Raw genomic sequence first — 26,678 nt, 5'->3', positions numbered from 1 at the left:
GTACCCGCATGGACATTCATCGACGTTCCTCCTGCCGCCTGCTTGCGGGCGTGCTTGTGGCTGGCAGTCTGGCGGCGGGCTGTGCCCATGCCGCCAGCAGGGGGGGCGCACAGCCCGCGCCAGCCGCCCCGGCCACGGCACAGGTCGCGCCGGTGTTCGACATGGCCCCGCTGCCTGTCACCACGGGGCCGCTTGCGCAGTATATCCTGACCCCGGCGGGGCAGGTGTCCGGCATGCTGCTGGGGGACGGGACGCAGGTTTTCTTTTCCCACGATCTGGGCGAGGAACTGCCCGCCATCGCCCGGCCGGGTGAACAGGTCAGCGTCAGTGGCCTGAAGGGCATCAGCCAGCCGATCGTGCGCGCGTACGCCGTCAGCGGCCCGCACGGGCGCCGTATCGCCGACGTGCACCCGCCCGCATCCGCCACGGCCCCGGTGGCTTCCCCCAGCATCGGTCCCGACGTGCCGGTGGACGGGACCATCCTTGCCCCCCTGTATGACATGCAGGGCAAGGTGCAGGGCGTGATCATGCGTGACCATAGCGTCGTGTACGTGGGCGAAAAGAACGCGACCCGCCTTGTCGCGTGGCTGAAGCCGGGGGCGACGCTGCATGCCATCGGCACCGGCGTGACAGGGGAGCATGGAACCGCCATCAACGCGCGTGAGATCGGGCCGGACGTCAACCAGGCCATCCATGTCGAACCCGCCGACGCCCCGCCGCCCGGCGCGTTTCCCGGCAGCGCCGGCTATGACGTCATTCCCGGCGGTTCTTCCGGTGGTTCTTCCGGCGAATAAGGGCAGGCCGGACCCCGCAACGGGGAAAAAAGATGCAGGGATGGCACGTTTGTTTGCCACCCCTTGCTTGACAGGTTATTGCAGCATCGTTAGCTAGCGCCTGCACCCTTGGGAGGTGCGAGAAGTGGATAAGGATAACGACCCGTCCGACGAGTCCTTCGACCGGCGACTGGAAGCAGCCCGCGAGCGCATGAACCCGCCCGCACCCGCTGCCCGCGACACCGGTGGGACGCTGTCCGATCTGGGCCTGGTCATCAGGTCGGGAACGGAACTGGTATCGGCGCTTGTGGTCGGGGTTGCGATTGGCTGGGGGCTTGACCACTGGCTGCATACGAAGCCCTGGTTCCTGATCGTCTTTTCGCTTCTGGGTGGTGTGGCAGGTGTGCTTAATGTCTGGCGTCTTGTCAGGCCCGATGCCATAAACACTGAGGCAGACGGGCCGGATGACGGCTCTGGACGGATATAGGGAAGAACGAAGTTGGCGGCCGGATCATCCATCGACGCGCTCGGTCAGTTCGAGCTCCATCCAGTTTTGGGTGCACTTGGCGAATCCCTGCGGTTCAGCCAGTCCCCCATGATGATGATTGTTGCCGCCATTGTGGTTCTGGCATTCCTGTACGTGGGCATGCGCCCCGCGGCGGTGGTGCCGGGCCGGCTGCAGTCGGCGGCCGAAATGTGCTACGACTTCATCCACAACATGGCGGTTGACACGATTGGCCCGGAAGGTCGGGCCTTCTTCCCGTTCGTGTTCACGCTGTTCTTCTTCATCCTGGCCGGCAACTACCTTGGCCTGCTGCCTTTTTCCTTCGCCTTCACCAGCCATATCGCCGTGACGCTGGCGCTGGCGCTGATGGTGTTCTGCCTCTCGATCATCGTGTCGCTCAAGGTGCAGGGGGCAAAGTTCTTCGCCCATTTCATGCCCGCCGGCGCCCCCAAGGCCCTGGCCCCGCTGCTGATCCCGATCGAGATCCTTTCCTTTCTTTCGCGTCCCGTGAGCCTGTCGATCCGTCTGTTTGCCAACATGGTCGCCGGTCACGTGATGTTCGACATGTTTGCCGCCTTCACGATCATGCTGGCCGGTCTGGGCTTCTTCGGTGACATCATCGCCGTTGGTCCCGTGGTCATCAACATCGCGCTGATGGCACTCGAATTGCTGGTCGGTGCCTTGCAGGCCTATGTGTTTGCGATCCTGACCTGCATCTATCTGAGGGAGGCGGTGGCCCACTAACAGGCCCCAACCCCGCTTCCATCTATTTCAATCCAGAACGTCTGAAACAAGGAAAACAAGACATGGATATCGCAGCAGCCCGTGAAATTGGTGCCGGTATCGCCGTTATCGCCCTCGCTGGCGTTGGCATTGGCCTGGGTAACATCTTCTCCACGCTGGTCAGCAGCATCGCGCGCAACCCGTCCGCACGTCCGCACGTGTTCGGTCTCGGCATGCTGGGCTTCGCCCTGACGGAAGCCGTTGCCCTGTATGCGCTTCTGATCGCGTTCCTGATCCTGTTCGTCTGATACGCTGGAGGCGAACATGGCGCGCGCCGTGATGTATGACAACATCCGAAGGGCGGGGACTTTTCTGGCCTCGTCCGCGCTGGCTCTGCCGCTGATGGCCATGGTTGCCCCTGGCGCGCGCGCCGAGGGCATGCCCCAGCTTGATTTCGGTAATCCCTATGTCATCGGACAGGTGGTGTGGGGCGCTGGCATTTTCCTGGTACTTTACCTTCTGCTGAGCCGTTCGGCCCTGCCGAAGGTGGAAAAGGTCCTGTCGCTGCGTCGCCAGACGATCGAGACGGATCTCGGGATTGCGCACAAGGCCAAGACCCGCGCTGATGAAGCAGTGGCCGACCTGCATGAAGCCCGCCGCAAGGCGCTGGCTGATGCACAGGCCAATGTGGACAAGGTGGTCGAGGAGGCGCGTCTTGCCGCCGCCCGGCAGACCGAGGAAATGAACGCGCGTCTGGCCACGGAAATCCAGGATGCCGAAACCCGCATTGCCCAGGCACGCGGACAGGCGCTGGCATCCGTGCGTGAGATTTCGACAACGACGGCGGAAACGCTGATCCATCAGTTATCCGGCATTGCCGCCCCGGCCGATTTCGTGACGGCAAAGGTCGGTTCTGCTGCGGCGGCCCGTGGTCTCTGACCCGCTGCCCAAGACAGACAGGTCATAATCATGTTTCATGATCCCCGTTTCTGGTCGGCTGTTGCCTTTGTCCTGTTTTTTGTCCTGTTCGGGCGTTCACTGTGGAAACCCCTGGTGAGCGCGCTGGATGGACGGGCGGAGCGTATCCGTGCAGAGCTTGATGAAGCAGCGCGCCTGCGCCGTGAAGCCGAGCAGATGCTTGAGGACGCGACACGTGACCGCGAAGCGGCACTGGCCGAAGCCAAGGAACTGGTCGAACATTCCCTGCGTGAAGCTGCCAATATCGCCCTGAAGGCCCGCAAGGACGCCGAGGAAATCGCCGCACGGCGTGAACAGATGGCGAAGGACCGCATTGCTTCGGCAGAACGTTCCGCCCTGCGCGAAGTGCGCGAGACGGCTGTTGATATCGCCATTCAGGCCACGCGTGAAACGCTGGCCGCAAGCCTGCCCGCGGATGCGGATGGCAAGATCATTGACAAGTCCATCGGCGATCTTCCGGCGGCCCTGTCCCAGCGCGCTGCCTGATCATCATTGGTGACAACCGGCATGTCAGGTAATGGGGCGGATGCTCGTCCCATTGTCTCCATCATTTCGGCAGTACTGAACGAGGGACCGAACATCCGGCCCCTGTGTCAGGAAATTTCCGCTGTCCTTGGCCGTTTGCCCAGGGCTGAAGTCATTTTTGTTGATGATGGCAGCACGGATGATACCGTGGCGGAGCTTGAAGCCGTTAGGCGCGATGGCATCCTGCCTGACCTGCGTATCCTTGGTCATGATACGGTTTACGGGAAATCCGCCGGCCTGCGTACCGGTGTTGAAGCCGCCCGGGGTGAGTGGGTGATCCTGCTGGATGGTGACGGGCAGGATAATCCCGTTGATTTCATTCCCATGCTGGAAATGTGCCGCACGGCGGAAGGACGTCCCCCCCTGGTCGTGGGGGTGCGCACCAAGCGCCGTGATACCCTGTCGCGCAAGCTGGCTTCGCGTTTTGCAAATGCCCTGCGCCGCCGCCTGCTTGATGACGGCTGTCCCGATACCGGTGCGTCGCTGAAGGCGTTCCGGCGCGAGGATTTCCTTGGCCTGCCCCAGTTCGAGGGGCTGCACCGCTTCCTGCCCGCCCTTATGGGCAGGCGGGGGGTGCCGCTGGCCTGTGTTTCGGTCCATCATCGCAACCGGCTGCATGGGTCTTCCAAATATACCAATCTCAACCGGGCCATTGTCGGCATCCGGGACATATTGGGTGTGATGTGGCTTAACAACCGCGCCAGGCTACCGAAACGCGTTACTGAACGCTGAAGGGACCGTGCCCATGACGCGTCTGACAGTGCGTCACTATATCCTTGTGGCGCTGTCCGTATTTGTCCTGTTCCTGCCGGGGCGTGCGTCGCTTCCACCGCTGGATCGTGATGAACCGCGTTATATGGAAGCGACGGCGCAGATGCTGCACAGCGGCAATTATGTCGATGTCCGGTTTCTCGATCAGCCCCGCTATCTCCAGCCTGCCGGCATATACTGGCTTGAAGCCGCTGCGGTCCGCCTGACCGGCATGCAGGACGCGCACGCGGCCTGGCCCTATCGTATTCCATCCCTTCTGGCAGTGACCGGTTCCGCAGTGCTGACCGCGTGGATTGGCGCGGCCCTGTTCGGTCCCATGTGCGGCCTGCTGGCGGCAGGGCTGCTGGCGGTATCGGTGCTGATGACGGCCGAAGGCCGGATGGCCACCATTGATACGACCCTGCTGCTGTTCGTGCTGCTGGCGCAATGCGGGCTGCTGCGCGCGTATCTGGACCGCGAGCGAGACCTCGCCACCCCGCTTGCCGCCGCCCTGCTGTACTGGACCGCGCTGGGCTGCGGGCTGATGCTCAAGGGGCCGGTCATCCTGATCCCGGGGTTTGGCACGCCCCTTGCGCTGGCACTGGTGGAACGGCGCATTGACTGGTGGAAACGGCTGCGACCGGCATGGGGCTGGCTGCTTATGCTGGCCATCGTGCTGCCGTGGTGCATCGCCATCGGGGTCATAAGCCACGGTGATTTCTTTTCACGGGCGGTCGGGCGCAATTTTCTGGGCAAGGTCGCCAGCGGGCAGGAAACGCATGGCCTGCCGCCGGGCTATCATCTGGCGGTATTCGCCATTGCCTTCTGGCCGGGGTCGGTTTTCGCGGCCATGAGCCTGCCTTTCGTATGGGAACGCCGGTTTCAGCCGCATGTCCGTTATCTGCTGTGCTGGATCGTGCCGCACTGGCTGGTGTTCGAGGCCATTGCAACAAAGCTGCCGCATTACGTGCTGCCAACCTATCCGGCCATTGCCATCCTGACGGCGGCGGCGATCGTGTCCTTTCCCACGGACTGGGAATGGCCACGGGCGATATGGGCGCGCAGCCTGCTTACAGCCTACGGGCTGGTCTGGTTCACGGTCGGGTCGGTGCTTGCGTTTGCGGGGCCGGTGCTGCTGTGGCGCATGGAAGGCATGGTTTCCCCTGCCGCCATGCTGGTGCCCGCAGGCGCGCTGCCGCTTCTGGGTCTGTCGGGCTGGCTGATCCTGAACCGTGATGCGCTGCATGCGGCGATGGCGGCGGTGGCTGCGGCCGTCATTATCCATGTCGGGCTGTTTACGACCGTCATACCCCGGTTGCAGACCATCTGGCTCAGTCCCCGCCTTGCGGCGATGGTGGAGGCACACCGTCCCTGCGCGCGGACCATCGTGGCTTCGACATCAGATTCGGAACCAAGCCTTGTCTTTCTGCTGGGACAGGATACGCGCCTGATCAACGCCACGGCCGCGGCGGACTTCCTGCAGCAGAATCCCAGATGCGGCATGGCCCTGGTGGGAACGCAGGATCTGGCGTCTTTTGGTGCCCGCATCATGGAAAACGGCCTGGATGTGCATGAACTGGGGCAGCAAGCGGGACTGAATTATTCAACGGGTAAACATCTGGAAATCGGACTGTATGCCGTCGTTCCCCCGGCCGCGCCGTAAGAAAGAAAAATGATGAAAGTTTTTGAGTATCGCTTTTTTCCAGGGCCTGTTGAGGACTAAACATCTAAATGGACGGATTGCCCGCCACGCTGACGCTGTTCGCGCCGACCGTGGCATTCGTCAGGGAGGAGCTGTCCGCCGTTCCGGCCGACGTGTCTGCCTTCTTGCCCAGCCATGAGGCCACGGTCGGAGAGGAGACAATATCGGACATCCAACCGGGTGCGCTCTGGGCGTATGCCTGTATAGAGATGAGGGACAGCGTGGCGGTCGTCGTGAGCATGAAGAGGCGCATCAGTCGATGTCTCCATCAAAATCATTGATCATGTTGATGTCGGTCTGGGCAAATTGAGCAATGATATGTGCTGGCTTGAGGGTTATTTCTGGGACTGCCAGGAATTTCGTGTTTGGGATATGGTTGTATGGCCTGATTACTGGGTGCGTGTTCGAAGCGTTCCCCGAAGAGAATGGCGATGCTAGAGCTAACAGATCACTGATGTAATGTTGCTGGCCCTTCATATGGCTATCTGCCGGCGAAATTATAAAGATGGTGTACGGATCTGGTATTACTTAATAAAGTAAAAAAATATATTCAGAAATATCATTTTTATGGCCATCATCCCCTTCCGAAAGGGGTAATTGCCCACAGTGTTTAACAATTCAAGGATCGCTTGGGCGACTTGCGCTTGGTAATTTTTTTGATTACAATAAAATTTATTTATGGGGATTTTAGGAAAATAATCGCATGTTCCATATTTTCACGGATATTATAGATTTTATACAATCTCGATATGTCTCTAAAAATCGCAAGTTTCGTAGTTTCGCGGATCTTGTAGCTTTTATGCAATCTCGATATGTCCCTGAAAAAGGAGGGTATCGACGTGATGATGGCAGCATTGACATATGTCATACCGAACTAGAGTTGCTCCAAATGTGGAACTTCTTTATAAAATGCGTTAAGCCAAAAACTATTGTTGAGACTGGAGTATACTACGGTTTATCAACCTGTTTTTTGGCTGATGCTCTCCAATATAATGGCATAGCTGATTCAAGAATTTATTGTGTAGATCCTTGGAAATTAGAACATTATTGGAATGGGTTGGATATTGAGAAATATATAAAATATATACCTAAAACGTCACAAGAAGCACAGGATGAAATCAAGAGTCTTGAGATAGACATTCTTTTCATTGATTCAATCCACACATATGATCAATCAAGTTGGGAATTGACAACATTTGAACCTTATCTTCGGGAAGGTGGATATGTTGTAATGCATGATAGCTTGTTCTTTGATGGTGTGGGAAGAACGGCCAAGCATCTGTACGATAGCCCCCGCTTTGAAGTCCTGACAATTGACACCCCACGTAAATATGAAACGGATAATATTCATTATCCTGTATCGCAGGGATGTACAATTGCTCGGAAGATACGAAATGGCTCGCCTATTCTGCGTGATGCAGAATGGATACCACTGCCTGAAGGTCACCCCAGAGGGCCAGATCCCCTGTTGCGTATGTGGGCGAAAGAGCGTTCTGACGCATAAATTATACTCTTTCCTCTTCTGACCGTGTGTTCCTCAGGGCGCTGGATGTACCCATTTCGCAACCAAAAATGTGAAAGCATCTTCCAGGCTCTTGAGGGCATAAGTATTTTTCTTTGTTTAATTTACATTTCATGAGAACAGAACTATTCTTAAAATTGGGATTCATTTAATCCCGACTCAGGTAATCGTGGCGATCCGCAGCGTGTTGGTGCTGCCCGCCACCCCGAACGGCAGGCCAGCGACGATCACTACCGCATCCCCAACCGCGCCATAGCCATCACCCTTCGTTACCGCCAGCGCCTGATCCACCACGCTTTCGATATTATGGACCGGCGTTTCCTGCCCCACGGACACCGCCTGCACCCCCCATGCCACCGCCAGCCTGCGGGCAATGTCATCGGTCGGGGTCAGGCCAAGGATGATGCAGGTGGGCCGTTCGCGCGCAATGCGCAGCGCGGTGCGGCCCGACAGGGTGAAGGCCACGACGGCCGCGGCATCAAGGGTGGCTGAAATCTGGCGCGCGGCGGCGGCAATGGCGCCGGGCACGTCATGTTCCGGTTCCGGGCTGGAGGTCTCCATCTGGCGGCGCCAGACCTCGTCTTCCTCCACCCGGCGCACGATCCGGTCCATGATGGCGACCGCTTCACGCGGGTATGACCCCACCGCCGTTTCAGCCGACAGCATGACGGCGTCCGCCCCGTCAAACACCGCCGTCGCCACGTCCGATGCCTCTGCCCGGGTTGGCGTCGGGGCATGGACCATGCTTTCCAGCATCTGGGTCGCCACCACCACCGGGCGGCCAAGCTGCCGGGCCACGCGGATGATGCGCTTCTGCGCCAGCGGCACGCGTTCGGGCGGCAGTTCCACCCCCAGGTCGCCACGCGCCACCATCACCGCATCCGACAGGGCGACGATTTCGTGCAGGTTGTCCATCGCCTGCGGCTTTTCCAGCTTGGTCATGATCCATGCCCGGCCAGCCGCCAGCGTCCGGGCCTCGCGCACGTCCTCGGGGCGCTGCACGAAGGACAGGCCGACATATTCAATGCCAAGATCCAGCGCGAAGGCCATGTCCGCCCGGTCCTTGTCCGTCAGCGCGGGAATGGGCAGGACCACATCGGGCACATTGACCCCCTTGTGATCCGATAGCGGGCCGCCAAGCACCACCTCGGTGACAAGGAAGTCATCGCCGCGTTCACATACCCGCAGGGCCAGCCTGCCATCATCAAGCAAAAGGGTGCTGCCCACGGCGGCGGCGGCAATGATTTCGGGATGCGGCAGGCTGACCCGTGTCTCGTTCCCCGGCGTGGGGTCAAGATCCAGCCGGAACCGCGCGCCCGCGCTCAGTTGCACCTTTCCATTGGAAAAATTGCCCACGCGCAGCTTTGGCCCCTGCACATCGGCCAGAACGCCAATGGGGCGCCCCAGCTCAGCCTCCACATTGCGGATCACGGCATGGCGGGCGGCATGGTCGGCATGGGTGCCATGGGAAAAATTGAGCCGGAACACATCCACCCCCGCCACCGCCAGCGCACGAATGGTCGCGTGGTCTGTCGTGGCCGGCCCCAGTGTCGAGACAATCTTGGTCCGGCGCATGGCCCGGTATGGTGTATCCGGCATCTTCTTCTCCAGCCTGTTTGTATCAGTCGTCAGGAGGGGGATATGACTTCCTGCGGCAACAGCCCCCACATGGCGCTGCGTTCCAGCCAGCCGCTGTACTGCTTGACCGATACCTTGCACCATGCCGTACCCGCCGGGCACTGCCGCAGCGTGCCCACCACGCCGGGACGCAGCACGGCCACGACGGGCGATGTCGTGCTGGCATCCGAACGTAGCATGACACCCCCCCTGATATCCGCCGCGTCAGCCGCATCGGCCACATGGCCGACAATACGGGTATCCGCCCGGCCGATCACGTCGGTTTCCCTGGCGGTCGGCTGCCCCGCCTGCTGGGCATCGCCCTGTGAGGGCAGCCCCGGAATGACAAACGTGCGCGTTCCCACCAGGGTTGCCTGATGGACCCAGCCCTTCTGGCCATCCGAATCCTCCACCAGGCGCCAGACATCGAATTCGCGCTCGATCTTCACCGGCAGGCCACGGCGGTGGTACACCCAGTCGATGGGATAACGCTGGCCCGGCCCGGTGCGCAGGTTGACCTCATCCGCGCGGAAGGCGGCAAAGCGCGGCAGCGGCAGGCCGGTCACGCTGCCCTTCGTATTGTCCACCGGGGCCAGTGTGGCGGGCGCATCCGGCGACGGCGCAGGCGCATGCGCGGCGGGCGGCGGGGCGCTACCGGCAACGGCGGCGGTCCCCCCGACCGCCGCGGCGGCACCGGCTGCCGCTGCGGCATGGTGGTGGTGATGCGCCCCTGCCGCGTGGGCTTTCTTCTCCTTGCCCGCATGGGCGGATTTGCCCTGGGACGCCGCACCCGCCGCCGCCTTGGCATGGTGGGCGTGATGGTGCGCCGTGGCCTGCGCGGCTGCGCGGCCCATATGCCCCCCACCCATGAACAGCACCGCCGTACAGGCTGCCAGATACCCCCACCGCACTGGGGTGCGGGACGGGGCGCGGGACGGCGCATGGGCCGGTCGCGCAAGGAATTCATGCCGCACGCACTGCGCCATCGTGTTCTCTTGTCCTTACAGGGTTATGATCTGCCGCCCCCGGGCGGCTTCAAGAAAAGTGGGCACGCCCGCCACCTGCACGCCGGGCAGCAGGCGATCCACCGGAAGATCGCACAGTTTCAGCGCGGCTTCACAGGCCATAAGTCTCGCATCCAGTTCCACCGCCGCATCGCGCAGCATATCCATGCCCGCAACCCCTTTCGCGCGCACCAATGCATCGTCACCCGCATCATGCAGCCCGCTCCAGTCACGCGCCAGCGCGTGCACACCACGCCCCGTCGCAAACAGGATGACGGGACGGCCTATGGCCAGCGCGCCCGCCGCCAGCACGAAGGCATAATGCGCGCGGGCATAGGCCCCGTCATATAACAGGATGGCCAGCGCGCCGTCGTCCCCCATCATGGCACTGCCCCTTCGGATACTCCGCAGGCCACAGGGACCGCGTCCCGGTGGGCGGACAGGTCGTGGATGGCGGGATGCGCGCCACATAGCGCGCAGGCGGGATCAGCCGGCAGGGTAATGGTATGGAAGCGCATGGCCAGCGCGTCCCATACCAGCAGCCGCCCGGCAAGGCTTTCGCCGATACCGAGGATTTCCTTCAGCGCCTCGGTCGCCTGCAACGTGCCCATGACCCCCGTCACCGCGCCAAACACGCCCGCTTCGGCGCAGGACGGCACCGTGCCTGCCGGTGGCGCTTCGGGGTACAGGCAGCGATAGCACGGGCCACCGGGGCGGAAGGTGGACAACTGCCCCTCGAATCGCAGCACGGCGGCGGAAATCAGGGTCCGTCCCTCCAGCGCGCAGGCATCGGCCACCAGGTAACGGGTGGCGAAATTGTCGCAGCCATCACAGACAAGGTCATAATCCCGCACCAGGGCGCGCGCGTTGCCGGCGGTCAGGCGGACGTTATGACAATCGACCCGCGTTCCTGGATTGATCGCATGCATGGCGCGGGCCGCCGATTCGACTTTGGGCTGACCGATCCGGTCGGTCACATGCGCGACCTGGCGCTGCAGGTTGGACAGTTCGACCACATCGTCATCAACCAGCCCGATCCGCCCGACCCCGGCAGCGGCAAGGTAGAGGGCGACGGGCGACCCCAGCCCGCCCGCGCCAATGATCAGGACACTGGCCTTTTTCAAGGCGTCCTGCCCCGTTCCGCCAACTTCGGGCAGCAGGATGTGGCGCGCGTAGCGCTGGATCTCGTCCTCGGAAAAATTCATCCCTGCCTCCTGCCCCGGCCTGCCGCACATCCATGGCGGATACACCGCGCCGGTTGCGTGATGCAGCCGGAAGCGATGGACATGCAATCACGATTACGTGATAATTTCTTCAGCCAATCATGAAACCAATGCATGCCGGATATGTTTCCAGTATAGTCTAGAAGAGCCGTGAAACCATCTGGGGGGAGTATAAATCAATGTCTTACCTTTCCCGCATGGAAATTCCCGACAGCATCCCCAGCCTGCGCCGCCAGCAGGCGCGGTGGGTGTGCGCGGGCACGCTGGCGGCGGCGACCTCGCTCTACGCCGCATCGCCGTTTTTCACGCTGTGGTCCATCACATCGGCCATCCGCACGCATGACATGGGCAGCCTGAATTCCTGCCTGAAATGGGAATCGGTGCGCGACGGGCTGAAGACGCAGGCCGTCGATGCCCTGCTTGGCCCCCCGCACGCGGATGACGAACTGCCGGAATTCGGCGCGTCCTTCGCGTCATCGGCCGTGTCGAACGCCATCGACGAGGAAGTGCGCCCCGACAAGCTGGGCGTGCTGGTGGACCACCTTATGCCGCCCGAACAGCCCGGCACGCCACAGACGCTGCTTGGCCTGATACGGCACGTGCATATGCATTTCACCCATCCGGGCGTGTTCGAGGCCAGCGTCATCATGCCGGGGCATGAAAATGAAACGCCGCTGCGCCTGCAGATGCGCATCCATGCTTTCCAGTGGAAGATCCATCACATAGACCTGCCTGCCCCCCGGCACGCACCACTGGTCGAGGCCTCGGCCGGCCCCGTGCCCCAGCCGCTTACCCAGCCCTGACGCGGCTGTAACGGGCGGATGTAACCGCCCGCCGCCATGTGGCCGGTCGATGGATTACTTCGGGGCGGGCAGGTCTTCTTCCAGCACGGTCATGTGGACGGCATAGGAGACTTCGCCTTCGTCCTCGTCACGGTGGATGGTACCCACCACTTCACCATTCACCGCCAGTTCAACGGACAGGCCGGCACGGGGCGGTGCATTGACCGTCAGCCCCGGTGAACCCAGCAGACGACGCAGGCAGACCTGAAGACGCGAAATTTCGGAAGAGGACATGGCAGCCATGAAACGTATGTTCTCCAAAATGGCAGGACCCGCCAGAAACAGGATCGGGGCCGGATATGGCCCGGTGGTCAACGCGCGTGGCGGGTCCGGTCAGGATCGCGCGGCTGCCCCGTGACATGTGCGGGCATCGCCGCAGGCTATAGGCACATGTGTCCGCCGCTGCAACCGCATGCCCATGATTTTCCCCGGCATCGCCGCGCCACCGCCACGATTCCCCTGTTCCCTGACCATAGCGCAACACCAGTAAGAAGGGAGAACAAAGACCATGCGCCTACGATCTTTTCCCCGGCTGATGCTGCTTGTGGCCCTGCTTGCTCCCCCCATCGGGCTGACAGCGCTTGCAGCCAGCCTGCCGCAGTCAGGCCCCTCTCCGATCGAAACCGGCATGGACCTGAACGCGCGCACCCTGTCCCGCCAGATCCATGAAGATGGCGCGGAAGCCACGGTCAGGACACTGGACACACACCGGGCATGGCCCCGCCTGCGCCGGGCCGTGGCGGCGGGGTGGGATGGATGGATTGAACTGGTGCCCGACCTGATCACCCATACGGATGACGCGACAGCGCGCCAGCTGCGCACGGCGCTGCGCCAGGCGCTGCCACGCAATCCGCATGCCGTCCTGTCGGTGCTGGACCCTGGCAACGGGCCGCTGCTGGGGGCGGGGGCGGTGTGCACGCCCCATGGCATGCCCGCACGCTGGGCACATGACAGCGTGCGCGCCATCAGCGCCGAACACGACATTCACCTGACCCATCAGGTCAATGACTGCCTTGCCGCGCTGTCAGCCAGTACGGTGGCTACTGGAAGGGCAAATAGCGGAACGTGACGTAAATGGTGTTGCCTCCGGTAGTGGGGGATGCACCGTCCCCCCCCTTGTAGGCCAGCTTGCGCAGGTAGGTGTACTGCACGCCGCTCATCACCGCGCCATAGCCGCCCTGCAGCACATGCCACCAGCCGCCCACCGTCAGGTCGGCCAGGGTATGGGTCTGCGCGTCACAGCTGCCGCCACTGATCTGCTCCACATTGCAACTGCTGAGCGCGAGGTCATTCACCCCGTAGCCATACTGGTAGCCATCCGCGTTATAGGTACGCCGCCCGGCGCTTTCCACGCCACCATACAGATAGACCAGCAGGTTGGGGGTCGGATGGCCGATCAGCCCCATGCTGCCGATGATTTCGGGAATCGGCGCGGGCGTGCCATTGGCCTTGAACGTGGCGTCGGGCAGCATGCCGGGACCGTAGCGGCCGATCCCCTCGCCTGCCAGCACGTTGCCGGTAAACTGCAGGTAGCGGGGGATGACATGCACCGTCACGTCGCCGCCGACGCCACCGGCAAAGGAAACCCGTTCGCGGATCGGGCCATTAGGGGCCTGCGCCATGGCCTTGAACCAGCGGGCAAGGCCATAGATTTCGTAATGGGCGGGCTTGGTGTCCAGCGCGCCCTTCAGCACGATGTCGGGCGCGACATCCATGCTGTATTTGGCGTTGGGGTTGAGCATGCCGGAGCCAGCGTTGCTGTACAGCAGGGTCGTATCGGATGATGCGATCGTATCATCGCTTGCCCCCGTCAGCATGGCGTGGCTGCCGCCGTTGGCGGCATAGGCCACCTGCGGCGCCTCCAGCGACAGCCCCAGCCACCATTTGCGCCCGAAATCCTTGATGAAGCGGATCTGTGGCACGCGGGTGAACACGATACCGGGGATCTGGTTGTTATCGACCACCGGCGGCAGCTGTTCATGGCGCGACAGCAGGCCCTGCGTATAGCCGGTCGTCAGGCTCCATGCCTGTCCCGCCAGGATATGAAACCCCCATTTCGTGTTGCTGTAGGTCATATACGCCTGCCGGATGCGCGGCGTGTAGCTGTTGGTCTGGTAGCTGTTGGCCGTGCCCGCGGCGCCGCCAAAATCGGTTTCGATATAGCCCGACAGGGTCTCGTCCTTGGTGGGGGACCCCTGCAGCAGCACGCTCAGGCGCGTCAGCTGCGCGGAGGGACGGTATTCCCCCGTATGCGCATTGGGACTGTTGGCATAGGGAAAGCTGCCCCAGCTTGTGGCGGGACCACTGGTCAGGTTCTTGCTGCGGTAGATATTCGAGAAATCAATGAAGCCCCCCAGCCGCACCGACACCCCGCCAATGCGGAAGATGGGCGGCAGGCTGTCCACGCCCGTCTGGGTAATGGCCAGCGGGCTGGAGGAATCAAGGTCAAGCCTGGGCTGCGAGGGAACGATGGATTCCGTCATGGTGTTTTCAGCCGCAGCCTGCGCCTGCGCGTCATCCGACAGGGTGGGGCCGCCAATGGTCAGGCGCGACAGGTCGGGCATGGCCGTGATCTGCCCCATCGTGCCGCCGCCCGATGCCCCGCCGCCCGACGGGTGGCCGCCAGAGCGCAGCGTGCGTCCGGCCAGCACATGCGGGCTGCCATGCGTCATGCCATGACGGGATTCCAGCTGTTCGACCTTGGCTTCCAGCCGCCGCATTTCGGCATGCAGGGCGCGGATTTCCGCCATGTCATCCGCGCGCGCGCCACTGGGGGCGACCATGCCGCCCAGCATGACCGCCAGCCCGCCCAGCAGCAGGCCAGGCCGCCGCATTCCGTCAGGATGACAGGAAAAACGGTCCACTTTCCAACAGTAATCCATCAGTCTGGCGCGTCTGCCCCTGAACATGCGGTTAATAAAAACCTCCTGCGCGCACCCGCTGCATGTACTGATGATGAATACAGTAACAAACGGACACGGCAGATAAAAACCGATCCCTTCCTTATCCGCCACCTGCCGGATGGAATAGAGGAACGGCTCGACACCCTATATAGAAAAAACGTTCAACTGCTATGCATTAACTATTCTCATGCACGGCATATATTCGCATGATTTCGTTTATTCCACACCATTTCTTCCCTTAACTCAAGGCCTTCACATGCCTGAATGAAGGAGTAATGGTCATGACCGCCACCCGGCTGCCCGGTTCCCACCCCATTGAGGACCGGCCACTCGCCGGGGCGCCGCACCCCGATCATCCCTTCCACTGGAAACTGTATGGCTGCGAACTGGTGGCGACAGTGGCGCTGATGATCTGCGGGATCGTGTCCGTCACGGTCCTGACCACACCCTATACCGCCATTGGCCGGGTGCTTGCCCCCCACCCGATCGTGCAGACGGCGCTGTGCGGGCTGTTTTTCGGGCTGTCGGGCACGGTGGCGGCGTTCACCCCGTTCGGGCGGGTCAGCGGGGCGCATGTCAGTCCCTCCGTCTCGCTGGCGTTCAGCCTTGCGGGGCGGCTGGGGGTGGTGGACCTGTGCGGGTACGTGGCGGCGCAGATGACGGGGGCATGGATCGCGGCCCTGCTCCTTGCGGCGCTGGGGCATGTGCTGCCCGTATGGGGGCGGATGGCGCAGGCATCCGCCTATGCCGCCACCGTGCCCTTCTCGGGGGTGGCCATCATATGGCCGCTGGTGACCGAAATGGTGCTGACGGCGCTGCTGGTGCTGATGCTGTGCTACCTTGCGGGCCATCCCGTGCTGAAATGGGTGACGCCGTGGGCGGGCGGGCTGTTCTTCCTTGTCTGCAACCCGGTTTCCGCATGGCTTTCGGGCAACAGTTCCAACCTTGCGCGCAGCTTTGGGCCGGCCATGGTCGCGGGGCAGTGGGAGTCGTTCTGGATCTACGCGCTGGGGCCGTTCATGGGGGCTGCGCTGGCGATATGGCTGATCCGCTCCCGCCTGCTGGGCCGGATCGAGGTGGAGGAGGCACGGCTGGTCAATTTCGGCCACCATGGCCGCATTCCCCCGCTGCTGCACCCCGGGCGCCGGGCCGGGGAGAAAGACTGAAATCACGATAAATTATAGTGGTTAACCAACGTGGCACTTGCAATTCGTTAAAATCATTCCCAAGATCATTCCACTGAATGGCGAATCGGGCAGCCAGCCCGGTTCGCAGGCGTTCTCAGGGCGGGGCGAAATTCCCCACCGGCGGTGTTTGTTCCCTGCAAGGGGCACATAAGTCCGCGAGCGCCCGCCCGCAGGACATGCGGGCGGGGTCAAGCAGATCCGGTGCAATTCCGGAACCGACGGTTACAGTCCGGATGAGAGAGAACGGAAACTATGGCCCTGCCTTCCATCCGTGAAGGCAGGCAGATGGTTTTACGCGCCCTGGGTCCGTCCGGATGGATGGAGTACTGTGTTTTGGACGCGTTGCCACAGGGTTTCACACCCCACCCAGCCCCAGACATGCCAGCCGCCATCGCGCACGCCTTCCGTGCGGCGGTGGATGAAGCCGCGCGCCATGTGGGCGCGACCGCCCCCAACCCGCCGGTGGGCTGCGCCCTGCTGGATGATGCGGGCACGATCCTGGCCGTTGGCGGCCATCATCGCGCGGGCACCCCCCATGCCGAAATACAGGCCATAAACCAGTGCCGCGAACGCGGACTGCTGGATCGCGCCCGTAAGGCGGTCGTGACACTGGAACCCTGCAACCATACCGGGCGAACCGGCCCGTGTTCCCAGGCGCTGCTGGCGACGCCGGTGCGTGATGTCTGGATCGGCGTGCGCGACCCCAACCCGCATGTCGAAGGCGGCGGGGCGGACCATTTGCGCCAGCATGGCTGCGGCGTGCATGTCCTCCGCCCTATTGGCCCGCAGGCTGAAATCCAGTCCATGTGCCGCAGCCTTCTGGCCCCGTTCGCCCATTTCATGCGCACGGGGCAGCCGTGGATCACGGTCAAGCAGGCGCTGGACGCCACGGGGTCCATGCTGCCGCCGGCAGGGCGCACCACCTTTACCGCCGCCGCGTCGCTTGACCTGGCCCACCGCCTGCGCCGTGCGACGGATGCGGTGATTACCGCAGGCGGCACCATCCGCGCCGACAGGCCGGGCCTGAACGTGCGCCGGGTGGCCGACCATCCCGGTCGCGCGCCGCGGGTCCTGGCCATCTGCACCCGGACGGGGGAAGTGGACGCGGCATATCTGCAGGCCGCGCGCGCGCGCGGCTTCGCGGTGCAGGTGTGCACCGATATCGCCGCCCTGCCCGACATGCTGGGCATGGCGGGCGTGACATGGGCGATGGTGGAAGCCGGCCCCCGGCTGCTGGCCGAAATCGAGGCCCGTGGCCTGTGGCACGACTGGCTGGCCATTACCGCCCGCCCCGATGGCGCGGACCAGTACAGCATACGCGTGCGGGAGGGGGACGTGACGCCGCTGCGCCTGTTCCCCGAACTGGCCGCCGTGAAGGAGTAAGCATGTTTTCCGGCATTATCGAACATCAGGGCCGCATCACCGCCGCACGCCGGCAGGAGCGGGACCTGGACATAACCGTGGCCACCGGCATTCCCGACCTGGCATTGGGCGAAAGCATTGCCGTCAATGGCGTGTGCCTGACGGTCACGTCGTTTGACGCGGCGGGCACGGCCACGTTCTTCATCAGTTCCGAAACGCTGGACCGCACGGCGCTGGGGCGGATCGCGGCGGGGCATACCGTCAACCTTGAACGCGCGGTCACCCCCACCACCCGCCTGTCGGGCCATATCGTGCAGGGGCATGTGGACGGGACGGGACGGCTTGCGGCGGTGAGACAGGCAGGCGAGGCCCGGCACATCACCTTTGCCGTGCCCGCCCGCCTGCGCCGTTACCTGGTGGAAAAGGGGTCGATCACGATCGACGGCATCAGCCTGACGCTGAACGAAGTCGGCGCGCCGGGGGAAGATGGCTGTAGCGCGGATGAATTCCGCATCGCCCTGATGATCATCCCGCACACCTGGGACCACACCACCCTTGGCACGCTGAAGGCCGGGGACCCCGTGAATATCGAAGTCGATGTCATCGCAAAATATGTGGAGAGCGTATGTCAGTATCGTTGATGCCCCCGGCACTGGCACAGGCCGTTGCCACCATCCGCCGGGGCGGGATGATCATCCTTGTGGATGACGAGGACCGCGAGAACGAAGGCGACCTGGTGATGGCCGCCGAACTCATGACGCCCGCCGCCATGAACTTCATGGTCACCCATGCGCGCGGGCTGGTGTGCATGCCCATGTCGCCCGAACGCATCGCGCAGCTCAACCTGCCGATGATGACACAGGTGAACACCTGCCCGCGCGGCACGGCGTTTACCGTGTCCATCGAAGCGCGTGAGGGCGTCACCACCGGCATTTCGGCCGCCGACCGCGCCGAAACCGTGCTGGTGGCGGCAGCCCCCGACGCGAAGCCCGGGGACCTAGTCTCCCCCGGCCATATCTTCCCGCTGCGCGCGGTGCCCGGCGGCACGGTCGCACGTCCCGGCCACACGGAGGCCTCGGTCGACCTGGCCCGCATGGCGGGGCTGATCCCGGCCGCCGTGATCTGCGAGATCATGAACGAGGACGGGACCATGGCCCGCATGGACGACCTGCGTCCGTACGCCAGACGCCACGGGCTGCAGATCCTGTCCATCGCCGAACTGGCGAAATGGCTGGAAGCCAACCCGATCGACGCCACGCCGGAGGCGAAACCCGCCATCGAGCAGGTCGCCCGCGCCCACCTGCCCAGCCGCTTTGGCGGGCCGGACATGATGATCCATGCCTTTCGTGCGCCCGATGGCACCGAACATGTCGCGATGGTCAAGGGCCAGCCCGACCGCGCGGGCGCCGTGCCACTGGTGCGCCTGCATTCGGAATGCGTGACGGGCGATGCGCTGGGGTCGCTGCGCTGCGACTGCGGCGCGCAGCTTCAGGGCGCGCTGGAACGGATCGGGCGCGCGGAATCCGGCGTGCTGGTCTATGTGCGCGGGCATGAAGGACGCGGCATTGGCCTGGCCAACAAGATCCGCGCCTATGCCCTGCAGGATGAAGGGCTGGATACGGTGGACGCCAACCACCGGCTGGGATTCCAGACCGATGCGCGTGACTGGCAGGCGGCATCCGCCATCCTGCGCGCGCTGGGGGTGAACCGGCTCGACCTGCTGACCAACAACCCCGACAAGGTACGCGCGCTGGAACGCCATGGCTTTGACGTACGTGAACGCATTCCCCTTGCGGTGGAACCCAATCCCTTCAACCGGGCCTATCTGGAAGCCAAGCGCACCCGGATGGGGCATGCCCTGTGCGAACCCGCGACAGCGGACGCCCACTGACAAAAGTTTTTGGCGAAGCTTTTTCCAAAAAGCCTCGAAGAATGCCGCCTTTCTGAAAAAAGGCGGCATTCAGAAACTTTTATTGTTTTTTATCAATACGTTATTTTTAGACACACTCTGCACCTAAAAACGGAAAACGCCGGATATGAGCACCAACATCCCCTCCACCCCCGCCACGCTTGAATTCGCCCACCCGCCGCGCGTCGCCATCGTGGTCAGCCGCTTCAATGAAAACGTGACCCATGGCCTGCGTGATGGCGCGCTGGCGTGGCTGGGGGAACATGGCATTTCCATACGCGCGGATGATGTCATGTATGCGCCGGGTGCGTACGAACTGCCGCTACTGGCGCAGGCGCTGGCGCGTACCGGCCGCTATGACGGCGTGGTCTGCCTTGGCTGCGTGATCAAGGGCGATACCGCGCATTTCGAATTCATAAGCCTTGGCGCCGCCGTGGGGCTACAGCAGGCGGCGCTGAACACCGAAGTGCCGATCGCATTTGGCGTACTGACCACCTACACCGACGAACAGGCGGTGGTCCGTTCGCGCGATGATGTGCACAACAAGGGCCGCGAGGCCGTAGCCGCCTGTGTTGAAAGTATCGCATTGCTTCAGAAAATCAGAGGCTGCTAGGATAGGGCCGCAGTCCATTAAATGGCTGAAAACAGACTTTTAATGGTCCTGTTTGAGGGAATGTGGACAGGGATGGCGAATGCGGCAGCTTACCTTCATTGCCGGGGCATTCGGTATCGGTCTGACGATATGGATGCTTGGGCGTTTTGGCCTGCATGACATCCTCCGGCTGATCGCGGCCGGGGGGTGGAGCATTCCTGCCATCATCGTTTTCCATGCAAGCCAGGTCTGTGTTTCGGCGCAGGCATGGCGCCTGCTGGCCCAGTGTGGCCTCCCCCGGCTGTCCTTTGCCGATTTTTTCGCCCTGCGCTGCGCGCGTGAAGGGATCAACAACCTGCTGCCCGTGGCCCAGGTCGGGGGCGAGGTCATTACCACGCGCCTCATGGCCCGGCGTGAAAACCTCGGCATCCGGCGCGCCGCCGCCGCCACGATCTGTGACCTGACCATTGAACTGCTCAGCCAGGTCATCTTCACGCTGGCCGGGCTTGCGGTGCTGTTCTGCCTGGTCAACCGTTCGCACGTGACGGACGAACTTATGGAAAGTGCCGGGGCCGCCGTGGCACTGGGCGCGGTGTTCCTTGGCAGCCAGTACCTGGGCGCCATTTCCCTTGTGGAAAAGCTGCTGGTGCGCATCGCCGCCCATCTGGGATGGGACGGGGTGGACGACATCCGTGGCCTGCACGGCGAAATCATCGCCCTGTACCGCACGCATGGAAATTCGCTGCGCGCGGGTGGGCTGCAACTGCTTGGCTGGTCGCTTGGCACGTTCGAGGTTTTCCTTGTCCTTGCCGCCATGGGGCATCCGCTTTCGCTTGCTGACAGTTTTGTGATCGAAAGCGTGGGGCAGGCGGCAAAGTCGGCGGGCTTTGCCGTGCCCGGCGCGCTGGGCGTGTCGGAGGGGGGATATATCATAATCGTCGGCCTGTTCGGGCTGTCGCCGCAGGTGGGCATCGCGCTGTCGCTCATCAAGCGCCTGCGGGAAATCGCGTGGGGCCTGCCCTCGCTCATGGCATGGCAGGTGATGGAAATACGCTGGATCCGCCATGCCCCGACCACTGCTCCGGAAATGCACCTGCCCGGCCAGTCATGATGTCCGGGGCTGCGCGGCAGTACATCGTGTGACAAAGAACCACCTTGCATCGGGACCGCATCATGGGCCAAACCGGGCCTCTTCACCGACTGCCGCGCTTCATGCGGCACGACGTAGGTTTCTGAAGGGCTGAATACTCGTCATGCTATCGGTACCGCTTGGGCGCCTTGTCGCTTTCTGTTCCCGTCGTGCCATTGCGGTGGTACTGGCCTTCGCCTGCCTGATCGCGGGGGCGACCTATGCCAGCTATGCGCTGCTGGGCGTGACCACGGATACGGGGACGATGTTCTCGGCCTCGCTGGACTGGAAGAAGCGTTCGGACGAGATGGGGCGGCTGTTCCCGCAGAAACAGGACCAGCTTGTCGCCGTGATCGACGCCGCCCTGCCGGAAGAGGCACAGCAGACCGCGCTGGCGCTGGCGGCCAGGCTGCGCGACGACCATACCCATTTCAATTACGTCACCACGCCGCAGACCGACCCCTACCTGGTGCGCAACGGCCTCATGTTCCTTGACCCCAAGGCGCTGGAGCGGGTGCTCAACACCACCATCACCGCGCAGCCGTTCCTGAGCGAACTGGCCGCCGACCCGTCGGGGCGCGGGCTGTTCAACGCGCTGAACCTGATCGCGCTGGGCATAAGCCAGGGGCAGGCCGACCTTGGCCCCTTCCATGCGGCGCTGGACGGGTTCGCCACGACATTGCAGCATTCGGTATCGGGCACGCCCGAACCCCTGTCATGGGAACGCCTGCTGGCGGGGGACCTGGCCGACCTTGGCGGCAAGTACCAGTTTGTCGTAACCCAGCCCAAGCTGGATTATGATTCCTTCCAGCCCGGCGGCGCCGCGTCGGACGCCATCCGTGCCGCGGCGGGCAGCCTGCCGTTTGTCCAGAGCGGCCGGGCGCATGTCCACATTACCGGCGACACCCAGATCGCGGATGAGGAATTCGCAACCGTGGCCGAAGGCATGGTGGCCGGCCTGCTGGGGTCGCTGGTGCTGGTCACGCTGTGGCTGATCCTGGCGGTGCATACGTGGCGCATCATCATTCCCATCATCACCACGCTGGTGTCCGGGCTGCTGCTGACCACGGGTTTCGCCGCCATCGTGGTGGGCAAGCTGAACCTGATTTCGGTCGCCTTCGCCATCCTGTTCGTTGGTATCGCGGTGGATTTCGCCATCCAGTTCTCGGTCCGGTTCCGCGCGCAGGCGCTGCCGGACGGGTCCTCGCCGGGGCTGCTGGACGCGCTTGAGCAGACCGGCAATGAAACCGGCCACCAGATCCTTGTCGCCGCCATGGCGACATCGGCCGGGTTCCTTGCCTTTACCCCCACCGCCTTTGTCGGCGTGGCCCAGCTTGGGCTGATTGCCGGTTTCGGCATGCTGTTCGCCTTCATCTGCACGCTGACGCTGCTGCCCGCCCTGCTGCGGCTGTTCCGCCCGACCTCCGGCCATGGCAAGATCGGGTTTGCCTTCGCCCGCCCGATTGACGTGGCGATCCGCCATCACCGCAAGCCGATCCTGGGCGCCTTCGTGGTGATCGCGCTGGTGGGCGTGGCCCTTGTGCCCCGCCTGACATTCGACGCCGACCCGCTGCATACCAAGAACCCCAGGTCGGAAGGCATGGTCACGCTGGGCATGCTGATGTCGGAGCCGCAGTATTCACCCTATACGGTGGATGTGCTGATGCCCGATCTGGACCAGGCCGCCGCCATGTCCGACAGGCTGTCGGACCTGCCGATGGTGCATGACGCGCTATGGCTCGGGTCGCTCGTGCCCACGGACCAGAAGACCAAGCTGCCCCTGATCCAGGATGCCGCGAACATCATGCTGCCGACCCTGCTGGTGCCCAACCCCAAACCCGCGCCAGACGCCGACGACCTGCGCACGGCGGCGGCCAAGACGGCGGCGGCACTGGGCGGGGTGATGGACAGGCTGGCCGCCGATGACCCGCTGCGCCGCATCCAGTCGGCGCTGGCCCACCTGTCGCAGGCGGATGACCAGCGCGTGCTGGCCACCAACGAGGCGCTGGTGCGCTTCCTGCCCATGCAGCTGAACATGCTGCGCGACATGCTGCAGGTGAAGCCGGTTGCGATTGCCGACGTGCCCGCGCAGCTGGCGCATGACTACCTGCTGCCCGACGGCCGGGCGCTGGTCGAGGTCCACCCGACCAGGGAGATGAAGGGCAACCGGGCGCTGCACACCTATGTGGACGAAATCCAGAAGGTCGCCCCGATGGCGGCGGGTTCCGCAATCGACATCGTGCAGAGTGCCGCGACCATGGTGCATGCCTTTGTCACGGCGGCGGCTGCCGCCATCGTGATGATTGCCATCATCCTTGCCGTCGCCCTGCGCAGGCTGCTGGATACGGCGCTGGTGCTCGCACCGCTGCTGCTGTCGGCGCTTATGACGGTCATCCTGATCATCGTGGTGCCCGAACAGCTGAACTTCGCCAACATCATCGCACTCCCCCTGCTGCTGGGGGTTGGCGTGTCGTTCAACATCTATTTCGTCATGAACTGGCGGGCGGGAATCAGGCTGCCCCTGTCCAGCCCGACGGCGCGCGCGGTGCTGTTTTCCGCGCTGACGACGGGCACGGCCTTCGGCTCGCTTGCGGCATCCCACCACCCGGGCACGGCCAGCATGGGCCGGCTGCTGCTGCTGTCGCTGGCATGCACGCTGGTGGCGACGCTGGTCTTCGTGCCGGCCCTGCTGCCCAAGCGCCCGATCGACGAGGAATGACCCGGCGGGGAAACACGAAAGGCCGCACCCGGAAGGATGCGGCCTTTTTTAATACTGTCCCGTATCCGGGCTGGTTTGGAGACTGTTTGAAAAGTCAGATCATGATAGCGCTTTAAAATTAAAGGAGGTTTTTGGTGAAGCTTTTTGCAAAAGCTTCGAAAGAACGCCGCCTTTTTGAAAAAAGGCAGCACCCAAAAATTTTTATTGTTTTTTATCAAACAGGGTTCAGGACTTGAACCAGACCTCGACCGGCCCCTTGACCTTCATGGCCATCGGGTTGCCGAAACGGTCGGTGCCCCGGCCCACGGCCAGGCGCACCCAGCCTTCGCTTATGCAGTATTCCTCGACATTGTTTTTCTCGATGCCCTTGAAACGCACGCCAATGCCGCGATCAAGCAGGGCCTCGTTGTAGAAGGGGCTGGCAGGATTGACGGACAGACGGTCCGGTGGGGTATCGGTCATATCTGGTCTTTTTTCCGTATGGTGAACGTGAAACGCTGTCTGACATAGCGGCAATGCCGCTAGTCTCCAACACCCGGTATCGCGTCTTCCTCCACCACGCGGATCAACGCCTGCCCGCGGGTGATGTCGGTGATGCGGGTACGGACCTCCGCCTCGCGTGTCGCGGGCAGGGTGATCTGCATGCCGACACCGTCCGCGCCGAATTCCTCTGTCACGATCTGGCAGTCCATGCTTTCCAGTCGCGCGCGCAGCAGGGCGTGTTCGGAAAACCCGCAGCCAAACGTCAGGGACACCATCTCCACGATCGGGACGCGGTCCGCCGTGCGCAGGCATTCCGCCGCCGTCCCGCCATAGGCCCGCACCAGGCCGCCCGCACCCAGCTTGGTGCCCCCAAACCACCGCGTCACCACGACCACGGTACGGTCGAAACCCTGTCCCTCGATCACCTGCAGGATGGGGCGTCCCGCCGTGCCACCGGGTTCGCCCGCGTCATCGCTGCGATAGGTCTGGCCGATCAGGTAGGCCCAGCAGTTATGGGTGGCGTCGGGATCGCTGACGGATGCAATGAATTCCATGGCCTCCGCCGGGGTGGAAACGGGGGCGGCCTGCGCCAGGAAAATGCTTTTCTTTATCTCCCGCTCCAGCATCGCGGGTTCACGCAGCATGAAGCGTTCGGGCGCACTCACGCCCCTGCCTCCTCCATGGCTCCCGTAAACAGGCTGACCAGATCGCCCAGATGGCCGATTTCCTGTATGCCCAGCCCGTCAGGGGCCGTGGGCTTGCGGTTGCCGCGCGCGATGCGGCGCGGCAGGAAGGCCTGCTCGAAACCCAGCTTGTGCGCTTCCTTCAGCCTTGTGTCGGGCTGCGAGACCTGACGGATCTCGCCCGACAGCCCGACCTCGCCAAAATAGACCGAACCGGCACTGGTGGGCTGGCCGGTGGCGGCGGAGACAAGGGCGGCCGCCACCGCCATGTCGGCCGCAGGTTCCCCGACGCGCAGGCCGCCCGCGATATTGAGATGGACATCCATGGCGTTGAGCTTGATGCCGCACCGCGCTTCCAGCACCGCCAGCAGCATGTTCAGCCGCCCCGTATCCCAGCCTACGACCGCGCGCCGTGCGCCGCCATCACCCGCCTTGGGCGACAGCAGGGCCTGTACCTCCAGCAGCACGGGGCGCGTGCCCTCCATGCCCGCGAACACGGCGGAGCCTGCGATATGCCCGCGCCGTTCCGCCAGGAACAGGGCGGAGGGATTGGGCACTTCCTCCAGCCCCTGATCGGTCATGGCGAACACGCCGATTTCGTCGGTCGCGCCAAAGCGGTTCTTGGCCGCGCGCAGGATGCGGAACTGATGCCCGCGATCGCCTTCGAAATACATGACCGCATCGACCATGTGTTCCAGCACGCGGGGGCCGGCCAGCGCCCCTTCCTTGGTCACATGCCCCACCAGGATCAGGCTGAAGCCGCGCTGCTTGGCCAGGCGGATCAGTTCGAACGCGCAGGCGCGCACCTGGCTTACGGTGCCGGGCGCGCTTTCCACTGTTTCCATCCACATGGTCTGGATCGAGTCGATCACGACCAGCGCCAGATCCTTTTCCGCCTCCAGCGTGGCGACGATATCGGCCACGTTGATGGCGGCGGCCAGTTCCAGCGTGGGGGCTTCCAGCCCCAGCCTGCGCGCGCGCAGGCGGATCTGGTCCACCGCTTCCTCGCCCGAAATGTACATGACCTTGCGCCCGGCGCGGGCCAGCGCGCAGGCGCCCTGAAGCAGCAGCGTCGATTTGCCGATACCCGGATCACCGCCAACCAGCACGACGGATGCCGGGACCAGCCCGCCGCCCAGCACGCGGTCCAGTTCACCGATACGGGTTTCAATACGCGGTGGGGGGGGCGTATCACCCGCAAGGCCGACAAGGTTGATGCGGGCGCCCGTGCGCCTGCGGGCAGTGGTACCGCCGGTGGCGGTGGGTTCGACCGTTTCCTCGACAATGCTGTTCCACGCGCCACAGGCGTCGCACCGGCCCGACCATTTGGGAAAGACCGCCCCGCAGGACTGGCAGACAAAACGGTTAGCGGGCCGACGCGCCATGATGGCTCCTTGGACAAGAACAGATCGTGTATATCATATATGGAACGACCGGCCGCCTGGCCAAACGGGGAAAAGTTTTTGGTGAAGCTTTTTTCAAAAAGCTTCAAAAGAACACCGCCTTTTTGAAAAAAGGCGGCATCCGGAAAACTTTTATCTTTATTT

General features: G+C 63.2%; 28 protein-coding genes and 1 riboswitch. Of the genes, 18 read left to right on the top strand and 10 right to left on the bottom strand.

The features are described from left to right. The first annotated feature begins 8 nt into the window (after positions 1-8). From CFR76_RS04870 to CFR76_RS04835, 8 genes are all read left to right on the top strand, one after another. A complete protein-coding gene (locus CFR76_RS04870) occupies positions 9-794 on the top strand; it encodes a hypothetical protein (protein ID WP_110556121.1) in 786 nt (261 codons plus the stop codon). 124 nt (positions 795-918) lie between these two features. Continuing rightward, a complete protein-coding gene (locus CFR76_RS04865) occupies positions 919-1,260 on the top strand; it encodes an AtpZ/AtpI family protein (protein WP_025439891.1) in 342 nt (113 codons plus the stop codon). 12 nt (positions 1,261-1,272) lie between these two features. Next, the gene (locus CFR76_RS04860; protein WP_019090713.1) at positions 1,273-2,022 is read left to right on the top strand and encodes a F0F1 ATP synthase subunit A; all 750 of its coding nucleotides are present in this window, start codon (positions 1,273-1,275) and stop codon (positions 2,020-2,022) included. 62 nt (positions 2,023-2,084) lie between these two features. Continuing rightward, positions 2,085-2,309 (top strand): ATP synthase subunit C family protein, encoded by a 225-nt coding sequence (locus CFR76_RS04855; RefSeq protein ID WP_003616715.1) that lies wholly within the window; start codon positions 2,085-2,087, stop codon positions 2,307-2,309. A gap of 16 nt (positions 2,310-2,325) precedes the next feature. Further along, a complete protein-coding gene (locus CFR76_RS04850) occupies positions 2,326-2,940 on the top strand; it encodes a F0F1 ATP synthase subunit B family protein (protein WP_110556120.1) in 615 nt (204 codons plus the stop codon). A gap of 30 nt (positions 2,941-2,970) precedes the next feature. Then, a complete protein-coding gene (locus CFR76_RS04845) occupies positions 2,971-3,465 on the top strand; it encodes a F0F1 ATP synthase subunit B family protein (protein WP_025439893.1) in 495 nt (164 codons plus the stop codon). A 21-nt stretch (positions 3,466-3,486) separates the two neighbouring features. Next, positions 3,487-4,236: a glycosyltransferase family 2 protein gene (locus CFR76_RS04840; RefSeq protein ID WP_110556119.1), complete on the top strand. Its 750-nt coding sequence runs from the start codon at positions 3,487-3,489 to the stop codon at positions 4,234-4,236. 13 nt (positions 4,237-4,249) lie between these two features. Further along, positions 4,250-5,917 carry an ArnT family glycosyltransferase gene (locus CFR76_RS04835; RefSeq protein WP_110556118.1) on the top strand — a complete coding sequence of 556 codons (1,668 nt, stop codon included), beginning with the start codon at positions 4,250-4,252 and terminating at the stop codon, positions 5,915-5,917. Between the two features lie 64 nt (positions 5,918-5,981). Here the strand turns inward: CFR76_RS04835 and CFR76_RS04830 are convergent, their stop codons facing one another. Continuing rightward, on the bottom strand, positions 5,982-6,209 hold the full coding sequence (locus CFR76_RS04830; RefSeq protein ID WP_110556117.1) for a hypothetical protein: 228 nt from the start codon (positions 6,207-6,209) through the stop codon (positions 5,982-5,984). Between the two features lie 450 nt (positions 6,210-6,659). Here CFR76_RS04830 and CFR76_RS04820 point away from each other — a divergent pair, with 450 nt between their 5' ends. After that, positions 6,660-7,460: a class I SAM-dependent methyltransferase gene (locus CFR76_RS04820; RefSeq protein ID WP_110556115.1), complete on the top strand. Its 801-nt coding sequence runs from the start codon at positions 6,660-6,662 to the stop codon at positions 7,458-7,460. Between the two features lie 177 nt (positions 7,461-7,637). Here CFR76_RS04820 and pyk read toward each other — a convergent pair whose 3' ends face one another. Genes pyk through CFR76_RS04800 form a run of 4 tightly spaced genes read right to left on the bottom strand, consistent with a single transcriptional unit; the run spans position 7,638 to position 11,304 of the window. After that, positions 7,638-9,077, bottom strand: a complete 1,440-nt coding sequence (gene pyk / locus CFR76_RS04815; protein ID WP_110556114.1) for a pyruvate kinase — start codon at positions 9,075-9,077, stop codon at positions 7,638-7,640. A 29-nt stretch (positions 9,078-9,106) separates the two neighbouring features. After that, positions 9,107-10,081 carry an SH3 domain-containing protein gene (locus CFR76_RS04810; RefSeq protein ID WP_110556113.1) on the bottom strand — a complete coding sequence of 325 codons (975 nt, stop codon included), beginning with the start codon at positions 10,079-10,081 and terminating at the stop codon, positions 9,107-9,109. A gap of 15 nt (positions 10,082-10,096) precedes the next feature. Beyond that, positions 10,097-10,483, bottom strand: a complete 387-nt coding sequence (locus CFR76_RS04805; RefSeq protein WP_110556112.1) for a DsrE/DsrF/DrsH-like family protein — start codon at positions 10,481-10,483, stop codon at positions 10,097-10,099. Beyond that, complete coding sequence (locus CFR76_RS04800) at positions 10,480-11,304, bottom strand: HesA/MoeB/ThiF family protein (RefSeq protein ID WP_110556247.1); 825 nt, start codon at positions 11,302-11,304, stop codon at positions 10,480-10,482. The genes CFR76_RS04805 and CFR76_RS04800 overlap by 4 nt, the downstream gene beginning before the upstream one ends. Before the next feature lie 197 nt (positions 11,305-11,501). Between CFR76_RS04800 and CFR76_RS04795 the strand changes: the two genes are divergently transcribed. Next, positions 11,502-12,125: a DUF2939 domain-containing protein gene (locus tag CFR76_RS04795; RefSeq protein WP_110556111.1), complete on the top strand. Its 624-nt coding sequence runs from the start codon at positions 11,502-11,504 to the stop codon at positions 12,123-12,125. A 54-nt stretch (positions 12,126-12,179) separates the two neighbouring features. Here CFR76_RS04795 and CFR76_RS04790 read toward each other — a convergent pair whose 3' ends face one another. After that, positions 12,180-12,407, bottom strand: a complete 228-nt coding sequence (locus tag CFR76_RS04790; RefSeq protein WP_025439919.1) for a DUF3126 family protein — start codon at positions 12,405-12,407, stop codon at positions 12,180-12,182. A 292-nt stretch (positions 12,408-12,699) separates the two neighbouring features. On the opposite strand from CFR76_RS04790, the gene CFR76_RS04785 reads away from it, so the two are divergent. Then, on the top strand, positions 12,700-13,233 hold the full coding sequence (locus CFR76_RS04785; protein WP_110556110.1) for a hypothetical protein: 534 nt from the start codon (positions 12,700-12,702) through the stop codon (positions 13,231-13,233). Here the strand turns inward: CFR76_RS04785 and CFR76_RS04780 are convergent. Further along, positions 13,205-14,998, bottom strand: coding sequence for a hypothetical protein (locus CFR76_RS04780; RefSeq protein WP_110556109.1), 1,794 nt, complete (start codon positions 14,996-14,998; stop codon positions 13,205-13,207). The genes CFR76_RS04785 and CFR76_RS04780 overlap by 29 nt on opposite strands. A gap of 344 nt (positions 14,999-15,342) precedes the next feature. Here CFR76_RS04780 and CFR76_RS04775 point away from each other — a divergent pair, with 344 nt between their 5' ends. The 7 genes from CFR76_RS04775 to CFR76_RS04745 all read left to right on the top strand — a co-directional run bounded on the left by CFR76_RS04775 (position 15,343) and on the right by CFR76_RS04745 (position 23,965). Next, on the top strand, positions 15,343-16,233 hold the full coding sequence (locus tag CFR76_RS04775) for an MIP/aquaporin family protein (RefSeq protein WP_110556108.1): 891 nt from the start codon (positions 15,343-15,345) through the stop codon (positions 16,231-16,233). A gap of 107 nt (positions 16,234-16,340) precedes the next feature. Then, positions 16,341-16,503: riboswitch (FMN riboswitch) on the top strand. Positions 16,504-16,632: 129 nt separating this feature from the next. Continuing rightward, positions 16,633-17,637, top strand: coding sequence for a bifunctional diaminohydroxyphosphoribosylaminopyrimidine deaminase/5-amino-6-(5-phosphoribosylamino)uracil reductase RibD (gene ribD, locus CFR76_RS04770; protein ID WP_110556107.1), 1,005 nt, complete (start codon positions 16,633-16,635; stop codon positions 17,635-17,637). A gap of 2 nt (positions 17,638-17,639) precedes the next feature. Next, positions 17,640-18,257 (top strand): riboflavin synthase, encoded by a 618-nt coding sequence (locus tag CFR76_RS04765; protein ID WP_110556106.1) that lies wholly within the window; start codon positions 17,640-17,642, stop codon positions 18,255-18,257. Further along, on the top strand, positions 18,257-19,507 hold the full coding sequence (gene ribB / locus CFR76_RS04760; RefSeq protein ID WP_110556105.1) for a 3,4-dihydroxy-2-butanone-4-phosphate synthase: 1,251 nt from the start codon (positions 18,257-18,259) through the stop codon (positions 19,505-19,507). The genes CFR76_RS04765 and ribB overlap by 1 nt, the downstream gene beginning before the upstream one ends. A 145-nt stretch (positions 19,508-19,652) precedes the next feature. Continuing rightward, positions 19,653-20,138 carry a 6,7-dimethyl-8-ribityllumazine synthase gene (ribH, locus tag CFR76_RS04755; RefSeq protein ID WP_110556104.1) on the top strand — a complete coding sequence of 162 codons (486 nt, stop codon included), beginning with the start codon at positions 19,653-19,655 and terminating at the stop codon, positions 20,136-20,138. Positions 20,139-20,217: 79 nt separating this feature from the next. Next, positions 20,218-21,228 (top strand): lysylphosphatidylglycerol synthase domain-containing protein, encoded by a 1,011-nt coding sequence (locus CFR76_RS04750; protein ID WP_110556103.1) that lies wholly within the window; start codon positions 20,218-20,220, stop codon positions 21,226-21,228. 142 nt (positions 21,229-21,370) lie between these two features. Continuing rightward, a complete protein-coding gene (locus tag CFR76_RS04745; protein ID WP_110556102.1) occupies positions 21,371-23,965 on the top strand; it encodes an MMPL family transporter in 2,595 nt (864 codons plus the stop codon). Positions 23,966-24,190: 225 nt separating this feature from the next. Here CFR76_RS04745 and CFR76_RS04740 read toward each other — a convergent pair whose 3' ends face one another. Genes CFR76_RS04740 through radA form a run of 3 tightly spaced genes read right to left on the bottom strand, consistent with a single transcriptional unit; the run spans position 24,191 to position 26,516 of the window. Further along, a complete protein-coding gene (locus tag CFR76_RS04740) occupies positions 24,191-24,427 on the bottom strand; it encodes a DUF3297 family protein (protein ID WP_010513701.1) in 237 nt (78 codons plus the stop codon). 59 nt (positions 24,428-24,486) lie between these two features. Continuing rightward, complete coding sequence (locus CFR76_RS04735; protein WP_110556101.1) at positions 24,487-25,113, bottom strand: IMPACT family protein; 627 nt, start codon at positions 25,111-25,113, stop codon at positions 24,487-24,489. Further along, entirely contained in the window at positions 25,110-26,516 is a 1,407-nt protein-coding gene (gene radA / locus CFR76_RS04730) for a DNA repair protein RadA (protein WP_110556100.1), read from the bottom strand. The genes CFR76_RS04735 and radA overlap by 4 nt, the downstream gene beginning before the upstream one ends. Between the last annotated feature and the right edge of the window lie 162 nt (positions 26,517-26,678).

The organism is Komagataeibacter swingsii (genome assembly GCF_003207895.1).
Lineage (GTDB): Bacteria > Pseudomonadota > Alphaproteobacteria > Acetobacterales > Acetobacteraceae > Komagataeibacter > Komagataeibacter swingsii.
The sequence above is the reverse complement of the archived record's forward strand: the minus strand, read 5'-3'. Positions and strand labels throughout refer to the sequence as shown.

Coding starts and splice junctions, on each gene's coding strand:
- CFR76_RS04785 (WP_110556110.1), top strand. CDS start 12,700: ATGCTGCTTGTGGCCCTGCTTGCTCCCCCCATCGGGCTGACAGCGCTT.
- ribH (WP_110556104.1), top strand. CDS start 19,653: ATGAGCACCAACATCCCCTCCACCCCCGCCACGCTTGAATTCGCCCAC.
- CFR76_RS04870 (WP_110556121.1), top strand. CDS start 9: ATGGACATTCATCGACGTTCCTCCTGCCGCCTGCTTGCGGGCGTGCTT.
- CFR76_RS04750 (WP_110556103.1), top strand. CDS start 20,218: ATGCGGCAGCTTACCTTCATTGCCGGGGCATTCGGTATCGGTCTGACG.
- CFR76_RS04850 (WP_110556120.1), top strand. CDS start 2,326: ATGGCGCGCGCCGTGATGTATGACAACATCCGAAGGGCGGGGACTTTT.
- CFR76_RS04835 (WP_110556118.1), top strand. CDS start 4,250: ATGACGCGTCTGACAGTGCGTCACTATATCCTTGTGGCGCTGTCCGTA.
- CFR76_RS04790 (WP_025439919.1), bottom strand. CDS start 12,407: ATGGCTGCCATGTCCTCTTCCGAAATTTCGCGTCTTCAGGTCTGCCTG.
- CFR76_RS04795 (WP_110556111.1), top strand. CDS start 11,502: ATGTCTTACCTTTCCCGCATGGAAATTCCCGACAGCATCCCCAGCCTG.
- CFR76_RS04780 (WP_110556109.1), bottom strand. CDS start 14,998: ATGCGGCGGCCTGGCCTGCTGCTGGGCGGGCTGGCGGTCATGCTGGGC.
- CFR76_RS04765 (WP_110556106.1), top strand. CDS start 17,640: ATGTTTTCCGGCATTATCGAACATCAGGGCCGCATCACCGCCGCACGC.
- CFR76_RS04740 (WP_010513701.1), bottom strand. CDS start 24,427: ATGACCGATACCCCACCGGACCGTCTGTCCGTCAATCCTGCCAGCCCC.
- pyk (WP_110556114.1), bottom strand. CDS start 9,077: ATGCCGGATACACCATACCGGGCCATGCGCCGGACCAAGATTGTCTCG.
- CFR76_RS04845 (WP_025439893.1), top strand. CDS start 2,971: ATGTTTCATGATCCCCGTTTCTGGTCGGCTGTTGCCTTTGTCCTGTTT.
- CFR76_RS04830 (WP_110556117.1), bottom strand. CDS start 6,209: ATGCGCCTCTTCATGCTCACGACGACCGCCACGCTGTCCCTCATCTCT.
- CFR76_RS04800 (WP_110556247.1), bottom strand. CDS start 11,304: ATGAATTTTTCCGAGGACGAGATCCAGCGCTACGCGCGCCACATCCTG.
- CFR76_RS04855 (WP_003616715.1), top strand. CDS start 2,085: ATGGATATCGCAGCAGCCCGTGAAATTGGTGCCGGTATCGCCGTTATC.
- CFR76_RS04775 (WP_110556108.1), top strand. CDS start 15,343: ATGGTCATGACCGCCACCCGGCTGCCCGGTTCCCACCCCATTGAGGAC.
- CFR76_RS04805 (WP_110556112.1), bottom strand. CDS start 10,483: ATGATGGGGGACGACGGCGCGCTGGCCATCCTGTTATATGACGGGGCC.
- ribD (WP_110556107.1), top strand. CDS start 16,633: ATGCCAGCCGCCATCGCGCACGCCTTCCGTGCGGCGGTGGATGAAGCC.
- CFR76_RS04745 (WP_110556102.1), top strand. CDS start 21,371: ATGCTATCGGTACCGCTTGGGCGCCTTGTCGCTTTCTGTTCCCGTCGT.
- radA (WP_110556100.1), bottom strand. CDS start 26,516: ATGGCGCGTCGGCCCGCTAACCGTTTTGTCTGCCAGTCCTGCGGGGCG.
- CFR76_RS04810 (WP_110556113.1), bottom strand. CDS start 10,081: ATGGCGCAGTGCGTGCGGCATGAATTCCTTGCGCGACCGGCCCATGCG.
- CFR76_RS04840 (WP_110556119.1), top strand. CDS start 3,487: ATGTCAGGTAATGGGGCGGATGCTCGTCCCATTGTCTCCATCATTTCG.
- ribB (WP_110556105.1), top strand. CDS start 18,257: ATGCCCCCGGCACTGGCACAGGCCGTTGCCACCATCCGCCGGGGCGGG.
- CFR76_RS04820 (WP_110556115.1), top strand. CDS start 6,660: ATGTTCCATATTTTCACGGATATTATAGATTTTATACAATCTCGATAT.